This window comes from Candidatus Frankia alpina (assembly GCF_902806485.1).
In the GTDB taxonomy this organism is placed as follows: Bacteria; Actinomycetota; Actinomycetes; order Frankiales; family Frankiaceae; genus Frankia; species Frankia alpina.
Window position 1 is genome coordinate 1 of sequence record NZ_CADCWT010000089.1, and the last position, 17,003, is coordinate 17,003.

General features: G+C 72.1%; 16 protein-coding genes and 3 pseudogenes. 11 read left to right on the forward strand and 8 right to left on the reverse strand.

Features of this window, described 5'->3' with window-relative positions; translation table 11 throughout:
• Together G6R25_RS30385 and G6R25_RS11755 are read right to left on the reverse strand one after the other, a co-directional pair.
• Window positions 1–723, reverse strand: a 723-nt coding sequence (locus tag G6R25_RS30385; RefSeq protein WP_419469347.1) for an amidase family protein, incomplete at its 3' end; no start/stop codon positions are given.
• Window positions 684–1,196 (reverse strand): annotated as a pseudogene (locus G6R25_RS11755) (amidase family protein); the annotation flags it as partial. The gene G6R25_RS30385 and the pseudogene G6R25_RS11755, both read right to left, overlap by 40 nt.
• A 212-nt stretch (window positions 1,197–1,408) precedes the next feature.
• On the opposite strand from G6R25_RS11755, the pseudogene G6R25_RS11760 reads away from it, so the two are divergent.
• The 5 genes and pseudogenes from G6R25_RS11760 (at window position 1,409) to G6R25_RS26890 (ending at window position 5,865) form a co-directional block, all read left to right on the forward strand.
• Window positions 1,409–3,116, forward strand: a pseudogene (locus tag G6R25_RS11760) (NAD(P)/FAD-dependent oxidoreductase).
• 40 nt (window positions 3,117–3,156) lie between these two features.
• Window positions 3,157–4,631: pseudogene (locus tag G6R25_RS11765) on the forward strand (ATP-binding protein).
• Window positions 4,632–4,675: 44 nt separating this feature from the next.
• Window positions 4,676–5,176, forward strand: a complete 501-nt coding sequence (locus G6R25_RS26880; protein ID WP_235825821.1) for a Fic/DOC family N-terminal domain-containing protein — start codon at window positions 4,676–4,678, stop codon at window positions 5,174–5,176.
• A gap of 6 nt (window positions 5,177–5,182) precedes the next feature.
• Window positions 5,183–5,623: a Fic family protein gene (locus G6R25_RS26885; protein ID WP_235948153.1), complete on the forward strand. Its 441-nt coding sequence runs from the start codon at window positions 5,183–5,185 to the stop codon at window positions 5,621–5,623.
• Window positions 5,599–5,865, forward strand: coding sequence for a hypothetical protein (locus tag G6R25_RS26890; protein ID WP_235948155.1), 267 nt, complete (start codon window positions 5,599–5,601; stop codon window positions 5,863–5,865). The genes G6R25_RS26885 and G6R25_RS26890 overlap by 25 nt, the downstream gene beginning before the upstream one ends.
• On the opposite strand, the gene G6R25_RS11775 is transcribed toward G6R25_RS26890, so the two are convergent.
• From G6R25_RS11775 to G6R25_RS11785, 3 genes are all read right to left on the reverse strand, one after another.
• Window positions 5,858–6,148 carry a hypothetical protein gene (locus G6R25_RS11775; protein ID WP_163553006.1) on the reverse strand — a complete coding sequence of 97 codons (291 nt, stop codon included), beginning with the start codon at window positions 6,146–6,148 and terminating at the stop codon, window positions 5,858–5,860. The two genes, G6R25_RS26890 and G6R25_RS11775, sit on opposite strands and share 8 nt — an antisense overlap.
• 33 nt (window positions 6,149–6,181) lie before the next feature.
• A complete protein-coding gene (locus tag G6R25_RS11780) occupies window positions 6,182–6,979 on the reverse strand; it encodes an SDR family oxidoreductase (RefSeq protein ID WP_163553008.1) in 798 nt (265 codons plus the stop codon).
• A 112-nt stretch (window positions 6,980–7,091) separates the two neighbouring features.
• Window positions 7,092–7,337 (reverse strand): DUF2630 family protein, encoded by a 246-nt coding sequence (locus tag G6R25_RS11785; protein ID WP_163553009.1) that lies wholly within the window; start codon window positions 7,335–7,337, stop codon window positions 7,092–7,094.
• Between the two features lie 118 nt (window positions 7,338–7,455).
• Between G6R25_RS11785 and G6R25_RS11790 the strand changes: the two genes are divergently transcribed.
• The 6 genes from G6R25_RS11790 to G6R25_RS11810 all read left to right on the forward strand — a co-directional run bounded on the left by G6R25_RS11790 (window position 7,456) and on the right by G6R25_RS11810 (window position 14,233).
• Entirely contained in the window at window positions 7,456–8,454 is a 999-nt protein-coding gene (locus G6R25_RS11790) for an NADPH:quinone oxidoreductase family protein (RefSeq protein ID WP_205447067.1), read from the forward strand.
• A gap of 161 nt (window positions 8,455–8,615) precedes the next feature.
• Complete coding sequence (locus G6R25_RS26895; protein ID WP_235948157.1) at window positions 8,616–9,626, forward strand: PAS domain-containing protein; 1,011 nt, start codon at window positions 8,616–8,618, stop codon at window positions 9,624–9,626.
• The gene (locus G6R25_RS26900) at window positions 9,607–11,076 is read left to right on the forward strand and encodes a putative bifunctional diguanylate cyclase/phosphodiesterase (RefSeq protein WP_235948159.1); all 1,470 of its coding nucleotides are present in this window, start codon (window positions 9,607–9,609) and stop codon (window positions 11,074–11,076) included. Before G6R25_RS26895 ends, G6R25_RS26900 begins: the two co-directional genes overlap by 20 nt.
• Window positions 11,077–11,561: 485 nt before the next feature.
• Complete coding sequence (locus tag G6R25_RS11800; protein WP_235948161.1) at window positions 11,562–11,810, forward strand: hypothetical protein; 249 nt, start codon at window positions 11,562–11,564, stop codon at window positions 11,808–11,810.
• Between the two features lie 24 nt (window positions 11,811–11,834).
• Window positions 11,835–13,325: a class I adenylate-forming enzyme family protein gene (locus G6R25_RS11805; RefSeq protein ID WP_473246893.1), complete on the forward strand. Its 1,491-nt coding sequence runs from the start codon at window positions 11,835–11,837 to the stop codon at window positions 13,323–13,325.
• A 41-nt stretch (window positions 13,326–13,366) separates the two neighbouring features.
• Window positions 13,367–14,233 carry an acyl-CoA thioesterase gene (locus G6R25_RS11810; RefSeq protein ID WP_235948163.1) on the forward strand — a complete coding sequence of 289 codons (867 nt, stop codon included), beginning with the start codon at window positions 13,367–13,369 and terminating at the stop codon, window positions 14,231–14,233.
• Here G6R25_RS11810 and nhaA read toward each other — a convergent pair.
• From nhaA to G6R25_RS11825, 3 genes are all read right to left on the reverse strand, one after another.
• Window positions 14,230–15,618 carry a Na+/H+ antiporter NhaA gene (gene nhaA, locus G6R25_RS11815; protein WP_163553012.1) on the reverse strand — a complete coding sequence of 463 codons (1,389 nt, stop codon included), beginning with the start codon at window positions 15,616–15,618 and terminating at the stop codon, window positions 14,230–14,232. The genes G6R25_RS11810 and nhaA overlap by 4 nt on opposite strands.
• 34 nt (window positions 15,619–15,652) lie before the next feature.
• Window positions 15,653–15,937 (reverse strand): hypothetical protein, encoded by a 285-nt coding sequence (locus G6R25_RS11820; RefSeq protein WP_136449165.1) that lies wholly within the window; start codon window positions 15,935–15,937, stop codon window positions 15,653–15,655.
• A 330-nt stretch (window positions 15,938–16,267) separates the two neighbouring features.
• Entirely contained in the window at window positions 16,268–16,546 is a 279-nt protein-coding gene (locus G6R25_RS11825; RefSeq protein WP_163553013.1) for a hypothetical protein, read from the reverse strand.
• Window positions 16,547–17,003 lie beyond the last annotated feature (457 nt).

A 17,003-nucleotide genomic window follows, 5' to 3' on the forward strand; every position in this document is an offset into this window, starting at 1 on the left:
GTGCGCAAGTTCGACGCGCTCAACGAGAGAGACCCCCGGGCCTGAGACCACCGGCATCCGGGCTGAATTGCGTCGACGCCGCCACAGACGTCCCAGCCCGAATATCTCGGTTCGCTGGTGGCGTCGTCGAGGATGTCGCTTTTCCTGGCCGCCAGGGAGGTCGTAGGGGTTCGGCCCGTCCACGAGCTCCCCATCCCACCGGCGAGCCCACCATCGGACACGGGACTGTAAAACCGACGGCGCTGTCGCATATTCGGTGATGACACTGTGTAGCCAATGCGGGTGCGGACGAGGAGTGGGGCGTGCGCTCACCGGTCGCTGCCTAGTGCCGGGTCCGGGGGTGGGGACGGGTGGGGACGGCCCGCCGGTCGCGGTCTCCAACGCCGCGGCGATCTGGAGCAGGCCGAGATCGTCGCCGTGGCGGCCGACGATCTGCACCCCGATGGGCAGGCCGTCGGCGCCGGTGGGCAGGGGCAGCGACATCGCGGGCTGGCCGGTGAGGCTGAACGGGTACGTAGAACAGGCCCGTGTCACCGGCGCCGCGGGGGAGCCGAGCGGCCAGGGTGGTTGGCGCAGGACCGGGGTGACGGGCAGGTCGAACCGGTCCCACCAGGCGGATAGCGGATCCGGGCGGCGGCCTGCGCGGCGGCGGCGGCGCGCCGTCCCTGCAGCGACCCGGTGCCGTCGGCGCCGTGCGCGAGGGGCACAAGACCGGCGGCGGATCCCCCGCTCGACCCGCCGACCGTCCGGTCGGGGGCATGCGGGTTGCGGGTGGGGACGAAACCGGGCGGCTCGGTGGTGACGCCCGCGGACAGCTCGGACACCGCCGCCTTGCCGACCACGACGAACCCCAGTCGTTCGAACCGCGCGGCCAGAGGCGTCGTCACCGCCGAGACACCTGCGGCGTCGCGTAGCACCCGGCAGCCGGCAGCCGGCCCATGCGGCGTGCCGGCGCGTTCCTGCCCGGCGTCCTTGAGCAGGATCGGTACCCCCGCGAACGGGCGGGACGGACCCGGCTGGCCGGCCGCGGCGGCCTGGCGGCCTGGCGGCGGGCCCGGTTGACCAGGATCGACACGACCGCACCGGAACGGGGCTTCCTGGGGCGGTTTTTCGCACGTGTGAACGCGGCGGGGGGCGGAACCATAGACTGGCGGAATGCGGCGGCGTGCGGACGGCACCGGCTCACCCGCGCCCACCCACCTGCGCCCCGCCCCGCGGCCGGCCGGCCACCGCCGCTCGGGACGGCCCGACTGGCCGATTGACCCCCAGCAGTCGTCCGTCTACCCCGTCCCCGCAGACCCGTCGCTTACTCGCCCGTCGCCTGACGGCCCGTGACCCGCGCTCGACCGATCCGCGTCCGACGACACACCGGCACCGCGCCAGCCACCGATCTCCCCGGGGGGCACCCATGACGTCCGCATCGGCTCCGCCCACGCCCGGCGCCGCAGCGGCGGCGCCCGGTTCGAGGCCGGCCTCCCGGCCGGCGATCCTCACCGTCGACGACGACCCGAGCGTCTCCCGCGCGGTCGCCCGCGACCTGCGGCGCGAGTACGGGGAGCGCTACCGGATCGTGCGCGCCGAGTCCGGGCCGCAGGCGCTCGACGCGCTGCGGGAGATGAAGCTGCGCGGCGACCGGGTCGCCGTGCTGCTCGCGGACTTCCGGATGCCGACGATGAACGGCATCGAGTTCCTCGAGCAGGCCATGGACCTGTACCCGACGGCGCGCCGGGTGCTGCTGACGGCGTATGCCGACACCACCGCGGCGATCGACGCCATCAACATCGTCGACCTCGACCACTACCTGCTCAAACCGTGGGACCCGCCGCAGGAGAAGCTCTACCCGGTCGTCGACGGCCTGCTCGACGCCTGGCTCGCCGCCGACCACACCCCCGTCGCCGAGACCCGGGTCGTCGGGCACCGCTGGTCGGCGCGTTCCTACGAGGTGCGCGACTTCCTCGCCCGCAACCAGGTGCCCTACCGCTGTACCTGTCCGAGGAGCCGGAGGGCGCGCGGCTGCTGGCCGCGGCCGAGGCGTCCCCCGACACACTGCCCATCGTGATCACTCCCGACGGTATGACACTGACCGACCCCTCCGACGCCGAGCTCGCCGGCCGGGTGGGGCTGAGCACCTCCCCCACCGCGGACTTCCACGACGTCGTGGTGATCGGCGGCGGCCCGGCGGGACTGGGCTCGGCGGTGTACGCGGCCTCGGAGGGCCTGCGCACAGTCCTCGTCGAGCGCACGGCCACCGGTGGGCAGGCCGGTCAGAGCTCGCGGATCGAGAACTACCTGGGCTTCCCGGACGGCGTGTCCGGTGCCCAGCTCACCGACCGGGCCCGCCGGCAGGCGGTCAAGTTCGGCGCGGAGGTCCTCACCGCCCGCGACGCTGTCGCGCTCGAGGTCTGCGGCCCGGCGCGCACGATCCACTTCGACGACGGCCGGCAGATCTCCGCGCACGCCGTCGTCCTCGCCACCGGGGTGTCCTACCGGCAGCTCACCGCCCCCGGCCTGGACGAGTTCACCGGCCGCGGCGTGTTCTACGGCTCCGCGCTCACCGAGGCGCCCGCCTGCGCCGGGCAGGAGGTGTACATCGTCGGCGGGGCGAACTCGGCCGGCCAGGCCGCGATGCACTTCGCCCGGCACGCCCGGCGGGTCACCCTGGTGGTACGCGGGTCGTCGCTGGAGTCGTCCATGTCCCACTACTCGCCGGGGTCTCTGCGATCACCGTGCGGACCTGCACCGAGGTCGTCTCGGCCGAGGGCGACGGCCATCTGGAACGGCTCACGCTGCGGGACAACGCCAGCGGCGAGACCGAGACGGTCGACACCCAGTGGCTGTTCATCTTCATCGGCGCCGCGCCGCGCACGGGCTGGCTCGACGGCGTGCTGACCCGCGACGAGCGCGGGTTCGTCCTGGCCGGGCCGGACCTCGTCGTCGACGGCCGCCGCCCGCCGGGCTGGTCCCTCGGCCTCGACCCCTACCACCTGGAGACGTCGGTGCCGGGGGTGTTCGTCGCCGGCGACGCTCGCGCGGAATCGGTGAAGCGGGTGGCCTCAGCGGTCGGCGAGGGCGCCATGGCCATCGCGCTCGTCCACCGTTACCTCGAAAAACGATGAGTACCTCGCCGAAACGATGACGGCCGCACCGGGAGAGATCATGGCGACGGTTCCCTGCGACGTCGACGAGCTGCGCACCCTGTTCCTGTTCGAGAAGCTCACCGACGACCAGCTCCACTGGCTGTGCGAACGCGGACACGCCGAACTGCTCGAGCCGGGCCCGGTCTACTCCGAGGGCGCGCCGGCGACCTGCTTCTACGTGCTCATCGACGGCGCGCTGATGATGTCCACCCGGGTGGGTGCGGACGACATCGAGGTCGTGCGCTCCTCCCAACGGGGGGTGTACGCCGGTGCCTGGCACGCCTACCTCGGCGACCGGGTGCCCCAGGTCTACGAGAACTCGATGCGGGTCACCGAGCCCAGCCGGTTCTTCGTCCTCGACGCCGACGACGTGGCAACCGTGATGCGCGAGTGGTTCCCGATGGCCCTGCACATGCTCGAGGGCCTGTTCTTCGGCATGCAGAACACCCAGCAGGTGGTCGGGCAGCGGGAGCGGCTGCTCGCGCTGGGCTCGCTGTCCGCGGGGCTGACCCACGAGCTGAACAACCCGGCGGCCGCAGCCGTGCGGGCCACCTCGGCGCTGCGCGAGCGGGTCGCCGGCATGCGGCACAAGCTCGGCGTGATCGCCTCCGGTCCGTACGAGCGCACCGAGCTGGAGGTGCTCATCCGCCTGCAGGAGGAGGCGGTGGAGCGGGTGGCGAAGGCGCCGTCCCTCAGCCCGATCGAGGTCTCGGACCGCGAGGACCTCATCGGCGACTGGCTGGACGAACGCGACATCGGTGACGCCTGGGACGTCGCACCGATCTTCGTGCAGGCCGGCCTGGACGTCGCCTGGCTCGATCATGCGGCCGCCTCGGTGCCGGCGGGGGTGCTCGACGGCGCCGTGCGCTGGCTGACCTACACCGTCGAGAGCGAACTGCTCATGCGGGAGATCGAGGACTCCACCAGCCGCGTCTCGACCCTGATCACCGCCGCCAAGCAGTACTCACAGATGGACCGGGCGCCGTACCAGACCGTCGACATCCACGAGCTGCTCGACAGCACCCTGATCATGCTCGGCCGCAAGATCGGCGACGACGTCGACATCCGCCGGGACTACGATCGGTCCCTGCCCCCGGTCCCCGCCTACGCCGCCGAGCTCAACCAGGTCTGGACGAACCTGATCGACAACGCCGTCGCCGCGATGGACCACCGCGGCACGCTGGCGGTGCGCACCTTCGCCGACCACGACACCCTCGTCGTCGAGATCGGCGACACCGGCCCCGGCATCGACCCCGCCATCCGGGACCGGATCTTCGAACCGTTCTTCACGACGAAGGCGGTCGGCGAGGGCACCGGCCTCGGCCTGGACATCTCCTGGCGGATCGTGGTGAAAAAGCACCACGGCGCCTGCGGGTCACCTCCGCCCCCGGCGACACCCGCGTCCAGGTCCGCCTCCCCCTCGCCACCCCGGCCGCCACCGGCGACCTGCCGGCGGGTCAGCCCGACAGCCCGCCACAATCCAAGCAGACTTGAATTCGTCCACCAAGATTTCAAGTTTCCGGCCCTAAACTTGAATTGTGGACCGGGAGCGCTTCACCGCAAGCCCGGTCGGCCGCCTGGTAACGATCACCGGTCAGGACGGCCGCACCGGACGAACCTACGAGCACGTCGCATATCTGCCCGATCCCCTCGGCGAGGTCCAGCCCGAGCTGTCCGGCCGTACCTGGCGGCGGGTCGCCCAGGCTGGACACGCGCTCGGCCGGCTCTACCAGGCGAGCCGGCAGATCCCCGAACCCGCGTTGCTGCGGCAGCCGACCTTGCGGGCGGAGGCACAGAGCACATCTGCCCTGGAGGGGACGTTCGCGCCCCTGGAAGATGTCCTGGCGGCCGATGTCGCCGAGGAGACGACACTCAGCGATCAGGTGCGCGAGGTCCTCAACTACGTCCGGGCCGCGCAGGGCGCCTTCGCCTGGATCGACGAGGGCCGCCCGCTCACCGGCACCACGTTGTGCCAGGCACATCGCGACCTCGTCCGCGGAACTCCTGCGGACACCCGGGAGGCCGGCAGGATTCGGTAGATCCAGGTGGCGATCGGCAGCCGCGGCGGATCGATCGAGACGGCCCGCTTCGTCCCGCCACCGCCCGGTCTGGACCTCGACGCGGCCGTCCGGGACCTCATCGACTGGATGGTCATCGGATCCAGGGACTTCGATCCCGTGGTGGCGGCTGCGATGGCGCATTATCAGTTCGAGACCCTTCATCCCTTCAACGATGGCAATGGGCGCATCGGGCGTCTCCTGGTGGTTCTGGATCTCTGCGGCCGCGGTGCGCTCCCGCAGCCGCTGCTCACCATCTCGCCGTGGTTCGAGGCTCGCCGCGAGGAGTACCAGGACCGGCTCGCGGACCTCAGCGCACAGGGCGACTGGGACGGCTGGATCGGCTTCTTCGCGACGGGACTCGCCGCGTCCTGCGCGCGACGGTCCGCATCGTCGACGACCTGTTGGCGCTGCAGGCCGACTACGTGACGCGGATCCGGGCGGCCGGGCTCACCGGCGGGCTGGTGCGGGACATCGCGGCCCGGCTCATCGGCGCGCCGTTCGTCACCGCCCGCACCGTGAGTGCCGACACCGGACGCACCTACCAGGCCGCGAGCAACGCGATCGGCAAGCTGGTGGAGCTGGCCATCCTGCGGGAGCGGACCGGCCGGCAGTACGCGCGGGTGTTCGAGGCCGCCGAGGTGATGGCAGTCCTTCAACGCGTCACGTGATATTCCGGCCGGCGCCGACGATCGGCACGCCGTGCGAGAGCGCGAGCTGCGTCCCGCCGTACCCGCCGTTGGTGAGGAAGACGTCGACGTGCGGCATGAGCTCGGCCGGGTCGGCGCCGCCGACGATGACGTCAGCAGATTCCCGATCGAGCATGGCACGCAGGTCCCGGACGTGTCCGAGCGCGGGCAGGGCGAACCCGCGGGCCACCAGGGTCCGGGCGACCGGGTAGGCCGGGGCGGTGTGGCCTACGCCGGGAGTGGTGGCGAACAGGAAACGGGACACCGGAAGGTCACCTTTCGGACTGGCCGAGGCCCGTCAGGCCACCGGGCTCAGGCCACCGTCGAGGTTGACGGCCGTGCCGGTGATGTAGGCGGCCCGCGCGGAGATCAGGAAGGCGACGAGGTCGGCGAACTCCTGCGCCCGTCCCACCCGACCGAGCGGGATGCCGCTGTCGCGCCCCATCCGCGCGTAGAGCTCGTCGACCCCGACGCCCTGCGTGGCGGCGGCCCGGTCCCACTGGCCGCTCTCCACCAGACCGATGAGGACGGCGTTGACCCGCACGTTGTCGGGGCCGAACTCCTTGGACAGGGCCTTGGTGAGCGCGAGTCCGGCGGCCCGGGTGACCGACGTCGGCAGCGAGCCCGCGCCCGGCGTCCGGGCGCTGATCGACAGCGAGTTCACGATGCTGCCGCCGCCCACCCGGCGCAGGTGCGGCAGGACGAGCCGGGACGCGCGGACCGCCGCGTGCAGCTTCAGGTCGAGGTCGCCCTGCCAGACCTCGTCGGTCTGACGCTCGAAAGGCCCCGCGGCGCTGGCACCGGCGTTGTTGATCAGGGCGTCGACGGCGCCCCACCGCTCGGCGGCGGCGGCGACGAACCGCTCGAGGTCGGCCGGTTCGCGGACGTCGGCGACCACCGGCAGCACCTCCCCGCCCGCACCAGCCGAGCCGGCCGAGCCGCTGGCCGCCTCGGCGACCGACCGCAGCCGCGTCTCGTCCCGGCCGCAGAAGGCCACCTTGGCCCCCTCGGCCGCCAGCCTCCGCACCAGGGCGGCACCGAGGCCGTCCGAGCCGCCGGTCACCAGCACAACCCGGCCCGCAAGCTGCAGATCCATCCCGCTCCTCTACTCCAGGCCCGCCGCCCTGCCGGCCGTCCTACTGACGCTGGCCGCCCTGCTGAAGGCCGCCGTCCTAGTGACGCTGCCGCCCTCCTGAAAGGCCACCGTCCTACTGAAGGTAGTGCTCGACCTGCGCGACGCTGCCCGGCTCGGCGCTCTGCGGGTCCTGGCCGGCAGCGCGCCGCGCGCGGCGCCGACGCAGCAGGTCCCAGCACTGGTCCAGGGTCTGCTCGAGGTGGTCGAGCCGCTCGTGCTCGGTCTCGGCGTCGATCTCGCAGCGGGCCCGCCGGCCCCGCAGCTCGTGCTCCTCGGCCACGAGGGCGCTGACCTGGGCGTAGATCCGCTCGTCATCCATCCGCCCACTCAATCACGCCGGCCCGGGCCCGCGGGACGCCACGGCAAACCGGATGACCTTCGCGAAACCCGAAGCTTGGGGTGTGGCCTGGCATACTGCTCGCGTGGACACCGCGATGATGCGAGCCGCAGTCTGCCATCGACTGGGCACACCGGACGGGATCGCGACCGAGGCGGTGCCCAGGCCCACGCCGGGGCCGGGTGAGGCGCTGATCAGGGTGCGCGCGGCGGCGGTGAACCTGCCGGACGTGCTCATCGCCGCGGGCCGATATCAGGTTCCGGTCCCGCCGCCGTTCACCCCCGGCAGCGAGTTCGCGGGGGTCGTCGTCGCGGTCGGACCGCAGGTGACGGGCGTCCGGGTCGGCGACCGGGTGGCCGGCGGCGTGATGAGCGGTGCGTTCGCGCAGTACGTCGCCGCACCGGCGGACGCGCTCATCCCGGTGCCGGCGGGGGTGGATCTCACCACGGCCGCGGCGAGCTGGGTCTGCCACCTCACCGCCTACAACGCGCTGCGCTCGATCGCGAACATCACGCCCGGGGAGCGGCTGGTCGTGCTGGGGGCCGCCGGCGGCGTCGGACTCGCGACGGTGGAGCTGGGCGCGCTGCTCGGCGCGCGGGTGGTCGCCGCGGCGTCCAGCCCGGAGAAGCTCGCTGCCTGCAAGGAGCGCGGCGCCGAGTTCCTGATCGACTACGAACGCACGCCGTTACGCGACGCGATCCGAGCGGCGGTCGACGGGGCGGACGTGGTCGTCGATCCCGTCGGCGGGCGGTACTCCGAGGCGGCGCTGCGCACCCTCGGCTGGGGCGGACGTTTCGTCACCGTCGGCTACGCCAGCGGGGAGATCCCGCGCATCCCGCTCAACCTGCTGCTACTGAAGGGCATGATCGTGCGCGGCTTCGAGCTGCGCACCTTCCCCCGGTTCGAGCCGGAACTCGCGGCGCGGGATCGGGCCGAGCTCGCCGAGCTGCTCGCCACCGGCCGGGTTGCCCCACTCGTCGGAGCCCGCTTCCCGCTGGCCGAGACCAGCGCCGCCCTGCTCCACGTCGCCGAGCGGCGAGCGATCGGCAAAGTCGTCCTGGACATGACGGACGGCGATGAAACCGGCTCCGAGGCTTGAGACCGAACCGTTCGAGACCCGCTGACGGCACGACGGCCACCCTCGGCGCCGGATCGGACGACTACTTTCCATTAGCGATAGCTGGTCTCGGCGCCGCATGGGGCGCGACCACCCGGGTATGAAACAGGGCTGGACCGCATGGGGTGGGTGGGTGGAGAGTCTTGGCACAGGAGCGTCCCGACCTCTTCGAGCTCCTGAACCTCGCGGTGACGGTGACGGATTTTCGCACCGGTCGCCTACGCCGGGCCAATGCGGCGGCCTGCGCACTGCTGGGCCGTTCCGAGGCCGAGCTGGTCGGTACGCACTGGCAGGATGTCGCCGCGCCCGAGGAGCGCGCGCTCTGGAACGAGGAGATCCACCGGCCCGGCCAGCAGAACCCGCCGCTGCGGCGGCTGATCCGCCTGCGGCGCCCTGGCCACAGCACCGTGCACGTTTTCGTCACCTCGGCGACGGTGCCCGGACCGGCAGGCCGGGAGATCCTCAGCCAGCTCCAGGACGTCTCCGACGAGATCACCGCGAACGACCGGCTGCGCCTCATTCTGGACAACACGCCGGTGTCGATGTTCCTGGTGGATCGGTCGGGGTTCGTGCTCGCCAGCGAGGGTCTCATGGACGCGACGCTGACCCGCCTCGCCGAGCATCCCGACATCTCGGTGTTCACGCTCTTCCAGGACCTGCCCGACGCCGTCGGCCTGCTGCAGGACGCGTTCGCCGGGCGCCCCCTGCACCATGTCATCGAGGCGTTCGGTCGCTGCTTCGATCTGCATCTGGCGCCGATCCCGGGACCCGACGGCGAGGTGAGCTACCTCACCTGCGTGGCGACGGACGTCACCGAACACCAGGAGACGCTGGCCACCCTGCGCACCCGATCGATCGAGCAGACCCTGGTGGCCGACCTGGGCCAGCAGGCGCTGGAGGGCCTGGACGCCACGACGATGTGGGCCCACGCCGGCCAGATGCTCGCCGAGCATCTGGCCGGCGCGACCGTGCGGATCCACGAACTCGACGACGCCGGCCAGCGCACCCGCACTCTCACCGACTGTCTCCCCCGCCGACGTGACCAGCGCCGACGGGGCCCAGGCGGGCGTCGGCCGGTCGGATCGGACGTGGTGCACCCCGCAGCTACCCGCCGCGAGCGGGCACGACCTTGTTGTGGCGACCGGCCGAGGTGATCGTCCGTCGGCGGTCATCGAGGTGAGCCGCCCGCCACCCGGCCCGGCCTTCAGCGAGCAGGACGCCCAGTTCGTCCGCTCGGTGGGAGCCGTGCTGGGGGCGGCGGCGATGCGTTTCCGGACGGAGGACGAGATCCGCCGGCAATCCCTGCACGACGGGCTCACCGGGTTGCCGAACCGGACGGCCCTGCTCGACCGGCTGGACCGGGCCCTGCGCCGGGCGCGCGGGGACGGGACCCGGATCGGCGTGCTGTTCATCGACCTCGACGGCTTCAAGACGGTCAACGACACCCTCGGCCACCAGGCTGGCGACAACCTGCTGCGGCTGACGGCGCAACGGCTCGAGCACGCGGTGCGTCCCACCGACGTCGTCGGGCGGCTCTCCGGCGACGAGTTCGCCGTGCTGTGCGAGGACATCGACTCCCCCGCCGCCATCGAGGCGATCGCCGACCGGGTGCTCGCCACCCTGGACACGCCCTGTGTGCTGCGCGAGCGCACGGTCCTGCTGTCGGCCAGCGTCGGCATTGCGCTGTCCGAGCCGGAGACCGCCGACGGCGAGGATCTACTCAACGCCGCCGACATCGCGATGTACACAGCGAAGCGCCGCGGGCCGGGGCGTCGGCTGGCGTTCGACGAGGTGATGCGCACCAGGCTGCTCGCTCAGATCACGGACAACGACGAGCTGCCTCGGGTCCTGTCCGACGACGAGCTGGTCATGCGCTACCAGCCGATCCACGACCTCGACCATGGCCTGGCCGGGGTGGAGGCGCTGCCGTACTGGCTCCATCCGCACCGCGGGCTGGTGCTGTCCGTGCAGTTCCTGCCCGATCCCGCGCACGTCGGTCTGCGGGTGCCGATCGACCGCTGGGCCGTGGGCCGGGTCTGCCGGGCTGCCGCCCGATGGGAGGACGAGCGCGGCGACGGCGCACCGCCGCCGCTGCTGAACGTGACCGTCTCCAGCCGCTGCCTCGTCGAAGACCGGTTCATTTCCGAGCTGGACCTGCTGTTATCCGCCACCGGCGCGGAGGTCCGCTACCGGCTGTGCCTGCAGATCGCCGAGCGGGAGGTCGCCGACGACGAGCCGGCGCTGCTGGCGGCCTTCGGCGAGCTGTGCCGGCTGGGAGTCGACCTCTGCATCGGCGGCTACGGGTCGGCCCTGGCGACGGCCGCGGCCATGAAGCAGGTGCCCTTCCGCTACATCCGGTTCAGCGGGATCCACGTCGACGGCGTCGACCGCAGCCCGGTTCACCACGCCGCCGCGGGTGCCCTGCTGTACTTCGCCCACGAGCTCGGCGTCCGGACGATGGCCGGCGACGTCACGACGTCCTCGCAGTTGAACACGCTGCGGGCGATGCGTTGCGATCTCTTCCTCGGCCCGGCGATCGGTCCGAGCACGGCGCGGCTGCCGCGGCTGACCGGACGCGAGGATGCGCAAGGCACTCATCGCTGATGGTGACGCAATGCACCCATCAACCCGGCAGTAGGTGACGGCCGGCCGTCGACCGGGCGCCGATGCATCGGCTGCCCCGCGTCCAGATTTGAGGTTCAATGAAGCTCGAAACGTCTAACTTGATACATGAGATGTACGGCAGGTTCCGGCCCAGCCGAGATCACGCCGGCTTACGTCCGAAACGGGGCCTGCCCATCCCCGGCACCACGTGACACCTTTGTCAGAAATCGAGGTAGCCTCGGATGCCCAGGTGAGGTGTCGGCGCGTGCGGGCTGCCGCCCCGATCCGCGCCTCGGGCGGCGATGTTGCTCCCGCCCGAGGCGGTGGCGCCTACTCCTCCCCGGGCAGTAGAAATTAGGAAAGGCGTGGCACTCTCGCGCTCCGCGAAGAGGAACACGCGCGAGCGAGGAGGTCAAAACGTGAGTCTTGTCGCCAAGCCTGGTACTCGCTACCGTTCAGCCGTCGATCAGACAGAGGTCATCGTGGTGAAACCCGCGAGTGGACCGGTCGATCTGCGCTGCGGCGGCCATCCGATGGTGGCGATCGGCACCGAGGTCCCCGCCGGGCTCACCCTGGACCCCGCTTTCTCCGCCGGCACGCCGCTGGGCAAGCGGTTCGCCGACGGCGAGACCGGCGTCGAGCTGCTGTGCACCAAGGGCGGCGCCGGGTCCCTGTCCATCGGGGAGGTCATCCTCTCGCAGAAGGACGCCAAGCCCCTGCCCTCCTCTGACTGACGGGTAGCCACGATGCACCTCGGGATGCTTCTCGAAATGGCCGCGGACGGCATGGCCGACCGGGTCGCGCTCGGCCCGTTGGCCTCCGGTCTGACCTTCGCCGAGCTGGCCAGCCAGGCCCGGCGTCTCGGCGCCGCGCTTGAGGCACTGCCGGGCGAGCGGGTCGGGCTGATCGACCTGAACTCCCCCGCGGTCCCCCTGACGCTGTTCGGCGCGGCGATCGCCGGCAAGCCATTCGTGCCGATCAACTACCGCCTGGCTGATCCGCAGCTGCGCGCGATCGTCGCCCGCACCGCCCCGGCGACGATCATCGTGGGTGAAGGTGTCGTCGAGCGGGTCGGGCCGGTCGACGGCGTCGAGTTCCTCAGCCGGGCCGAGGCCCTGGCGCTCGCGGAGAATCCCGAGGGCAAGGAGGCGGACGGCTGGGGTGGCGACGCGGAGGAAATCGCCGTCCTGCTGTTCACCAGCGGCACCACGGGCGAGCCGAAGGCCGCCGTGCTGCGGCACAGCAACCTGACGGAATACATCATCTCCACCGTCGAGTTCGCCGGGTCCGCGGAGGACGAGGCGGCGATCGTCAGCGTGCCGCCATACCACATCGCGGGCATCTCGGCAGTGCTGTCATCGACCTACTCCGGGCGCCGGGTGGTCCAGCTCGAGGCGTTCGACCCGGTCGCCTGGGTGCGCACCGTCCGGAAGGAGTCGATCACCCATGCGATGGTCGTCCCGACGATGCTCGGCCGCATCCTCGACATCGTGGAGTCCGATGGCTTGGGCCTGCCCTCGCTGAGGTCGCTGTCCTACGGCGGTGGCCCGATGCCGCTACCGGTCATCGAGCGCGCGGTCGGCCTGCTGCCGCACGTCGGCTTCGTCAACGCCTACGGGCTCACCGAGACCTCCAGCACCATCGCCGTGCTGGGTCCCGACGACCATCAGGCGGCGTTCGCCAGCGACGACCCGGCCGTGCGCGCCCGGCTCGCCTCCGTCGGCAAGCCGCTGCCGACGCTGGAGGTGTCGATCCGCGACGCGGCCGGCATCGAGGTGCCGGTGGGCGAGCGCGGGGAGATCTCCGTGCGCGGCGGCCAGGTCTCCGGCGAGTACCTCGGTCGAGGAACGACGCTGGACTCCGATGGCTGGTTCCCGACGCGCGACGAGGGGAATCTCGACGAGGCCGGTTACCTGTTCGTCCACGGCCGGCTCGACGACGTGATCGTGCGCGGCGGGGAGAACCTCTCGCCGGGCGAGATCGAGGCGGTGCTGCTGGAGCACCCGAGCGTGCTCGAGGCCCCACTCCTTGTTCGGGATCCCGAACAAGGAGTGGGGCGAGCAGGTCGTCGCCGCCGTCGTCACTTCCGGCGGGGTGACGGAGGAGGACCTCAAGGCACATGTCCGCACCCGGCTGCGTTCCAGCCGGGTGCGGACCACATCCAGTTCCGGGAGGAGCTGCCGTTCAACGAGAGCGGCAAGCTGCTGCGCCGGGTGCTTCGGACCGAGCTGTCCGAGGCGTTCACCTGATCGGCGGCGGGCGAGGCGCGACCGACCAGGACGGCCAGACCATGACCATGACCCTGGACGAGATCCTCGGGGTCCGGGAGTCCGAGCCGGACGTGTTCGTCGGCGCCCGCGGTGCGCGCGCCCGCGCCGGCATCTTCGGTGGTCAGCTCGCCGGCCAGGCACTCGCCGCGGCCCAGCAGACCGCGGACTTCCCGGCGCACTCGCTGCACGGCTACTTCCTGCAGTCCGGCGACCCGGACATCCCGGTGAGCTACCACGTCGAGCGGCTTCGCGACGGCCGCTCGTCCGCGGTGCGCCGCGTGGTCGCCCGCCAGCACGACCGCCGGCTGTTCGAGGTGATGGTGTCGTTCACAACCCCACGCGAGGGGCTCGACCACGCCGATTCGGCCCCGCCCGACGTGCCCGATCCCGAGACGGTCGCCGACCTGCCCAGCCACCTCACCGCCTGGGGGTTCGACGGCCCGCTGCCCCCGCACTTCGCAGTGCTGGACTTCCGCCCGGTCAGCGTCGTGTCCCCGCTCGCGCCGCGGGCGTATCCCCCCAGCCAGCAGGTCTGGTTCCGAGTCAGGACCGCCCTGGGGGACGATCCCCGGATCCACCTGCAGGCGATCACCTATGCGTCCGATCTGTATCTGCTGGCCACCTCCCTGCGGCCGCACGGGGTCGCGTCGGCCAGCCCGGGGGTGTCGTTCGCCAGTCTCGACCACGCGATCTGGTTCCACCGCCCGTTCCGGGCCGACGAGTGGCTGCTGCACGACCAGCACTCCCCGACCGCCTCCGCGGGGCGCGGATACTCCACCGGCAAGATCTTCCGGCGGGACGGCACCCTGGTCACGACGACCGCCCAGCAGGGTTTCATCCGCCCGCCGGCCGGCGCCGTCGGCGAGCAGCGCCCACCGACGCGCTAGGGCCGGGCCCCCGGACGGTCGACGTAGACGTCCGGGACGCCGTCGTGGTCGTCGTCAGCCGTCTCGAGCCGGTGGATCCGCGCGTAGGCACGGTTACGCAGCCGCAGCACCACCGACGCCAGCAGCGCGGCGAGGACCGAAGCGGTCAGCACACCCACCTTTACATGATCGTCACGGGCGCTGCCGGGCCCGAACGCCAGCTCCCCGATGAGCAGCGACACCGTGAACCCGATCCCCCCGAGCAGCGCGAGCCCTGCGACGTCGACCCAGGCCAGGCCGCTGTCGAGGCTCGCCCCGGTGAAACGGACGACGAGCCAGGTTGTCGCGAAGATCCCGATCGCCTTGCCGGCGACCAGGCCGACGACGACGCCGAGGGCGGCCCGGTCGGACAGCGCGTCAGCGAAGCCCCCGAGCCCGCCGATGGTCACCCCCGCCGAGCAGAAGGCGAAGACCGGCACGGCGACGCCCGCCGACAACGGCCGCCACCGGTGCTCGAAGTGTTCCGCGAGCCCCGGCCCGGCCCGCGGCCCGCCGGCCTCCTCGCTGCGCACCACCGGCACGGCGAAGCCGAGCAGCACCCCGGCGACCGTGGCGTGCACCCCGGAGGCGTGGACGAGCGCCCAGGTCAGCACCGCGAGCGGCAGCAGCAGCCACCACGCCCGCACCCGACGCTGCACCAGCACCGTGAACGCCACCAACCCGACGACGGCGCCGACCAGCGGCAGCACGGACAGCTCACCCGTGTAAGCGACGGCGATGATCACGATGGCCAGCAGGTCGTCGACGACGGCGAGGGTCAGCAGGAAGGTCCGCAGCGCCGTCGGCAGGCACCTGCCGACGACCGCGAGCACCGACAGCGCGAAGGCGATGTCGGTGGCGGTCGGGATCGCCCAGCCTCGCGGCGCCCCGCCGTGCAGGTTCACCAGCGTGTACAGCACGGCCGGGACGGCGACCCCGCCCGCGGCGGCGGCCACCGGCACCGCCGCGCGGCCCGGGTCGCGCCGGTCCCCGGCGACGAACTCGCGCTTGAGCTCGAGTCCGGCGACGAAGAAGAAGATCGCCAGCAGCCCGTCGGCCGCCCACTCGCGGACCGAGAGGTCCAGGTGCAGCGCCGCCGGGCCGAAGCTGGTGGTCAGCAGCGCATCGTAGGAGCCCGACCAGGGTGAGTTCGCCCAGCCGAGGGCGGCGGCGGTCGCGGCGAGCAGCAGCGCCCCGCCGATCGTCTCGTTGCGCAGGACCGCCGCGATCCGCCGCGTCTCCGCCCAGGAGCCGCGGGCGAACAGGCGGCGGGGGCGGCGCGGCGCCGGGTTCAGAGCTGTCTCCCAGCGTCCGGGGTCGGTTCGGCCATCGCCGACCAGACTTCCCGGCACACCACGATCGAGCATAGCCGAACGCCGCTCACCTGGCCGCGTGCCGGCATCACCGGCCGGGCGTCTCCGACATCGTCAGCGGCGCGGACGCATCGTCCCGCCCGTCCCGGCCAACGGGGCTGACGGGGCTGCCGGGACTGCCCGTGGGCGCCATCCCCTCCCGGTACGCCGCACCGTCGGGTCCGTAGCGGACCGGTCTGGACAGCGCCGACGCTCCGAAGCGGCGCCGGTCCCGGACCTGGTCACGCCAGATCACCAGGGCGGGCAACAGGAACATCGTCGCGAGCAGTGCGACGGCTATGAGTATTCGATCCCATTCGAATCCCGAGTCCACAGATCGTCCTTCGATCGATGATCGTCCGATGGCGGGCATGTGTGCCCGGCCCGCCACGCAGCGCAGGCCACGCAGGCAGGTATGTCGGAGCCAGGACCCGAGGTTGATCTCCGCTGCCGCTGCCGCTGCCGCCACGCCCCGGCAGGACGGACGGGTCGGAGTACGCGAACCCGTGACCGCGGCACGCGGCAGCAGTGACCTCGGCGCACGGCAGCAGCCGGCCCGGAGCTGGTCAGCCGGCGGGCGGGGAATCGGGGGCGTCAGTCAGCACGGCGGCAGGGCTGGGAAAGCCAGACGGCAGCCGACCCACGGCCCGGCCGTGGCGCGGGCCTACCTCGAGAACTGGCGAGGCGGTGACGGTGGGCCGCGGACGGCCAAGGCGCCTGCGGAGGCGTCGGGACGGGCGACCCGGCGTGCTGGCCGGCGCCAGCGCACGAGCAGGGAAAGGCCCAGGGCCACAGCGCCCGCCGCGAGGACGAAGGCGGTGGAATGGCCCGGCGACCACGGCCCCGCCAGCAGGGTTCGAGCATCTGGACGCGCAGTCGTGGTCTCACCGGAACCGACCGGGACGGTGAACGCCGTGACCGCGGGCAGCGCGCCCCCGACCATGTGCAGGTCCGCCGGCCTGCCCGCCGACGCCGCCGGAGGCGCCCACCAGGCCGATCAGCAACAGCAGGGACGCCGCCCAACCGGCGCGTAGACGCCGAGGCGGAAGGGTGGCCACGCGCCCAGGCTAAACCAGCGACGATGGCCAGGCCGGCCCGATCGCGGCCAGCGGCGCCCGCACGGGCAAACACGACGAGCCTCAGTGTGACCGGGGCCGGGTACTCAGGTCCGGCGACCTGGCTCAGCAGCGCGCGTAGCGCGGCTACGACCTCCTTGGGCCGGTCGTCGGGGAGCAGGTGGCCACCGTCGAGGGCGACGCTACGGAGCCTGGGCGCCCACGTCCTCCACACTTTTTCGTAGTCGAAGGGAGGCACAGTCCCGGCTGGCTGATTCCACAGTGCAGTGAGCCATTCCCGGCAACGATTTGTGAGGTTGGGTAATTGTTGCGGGGTGTGAGTGT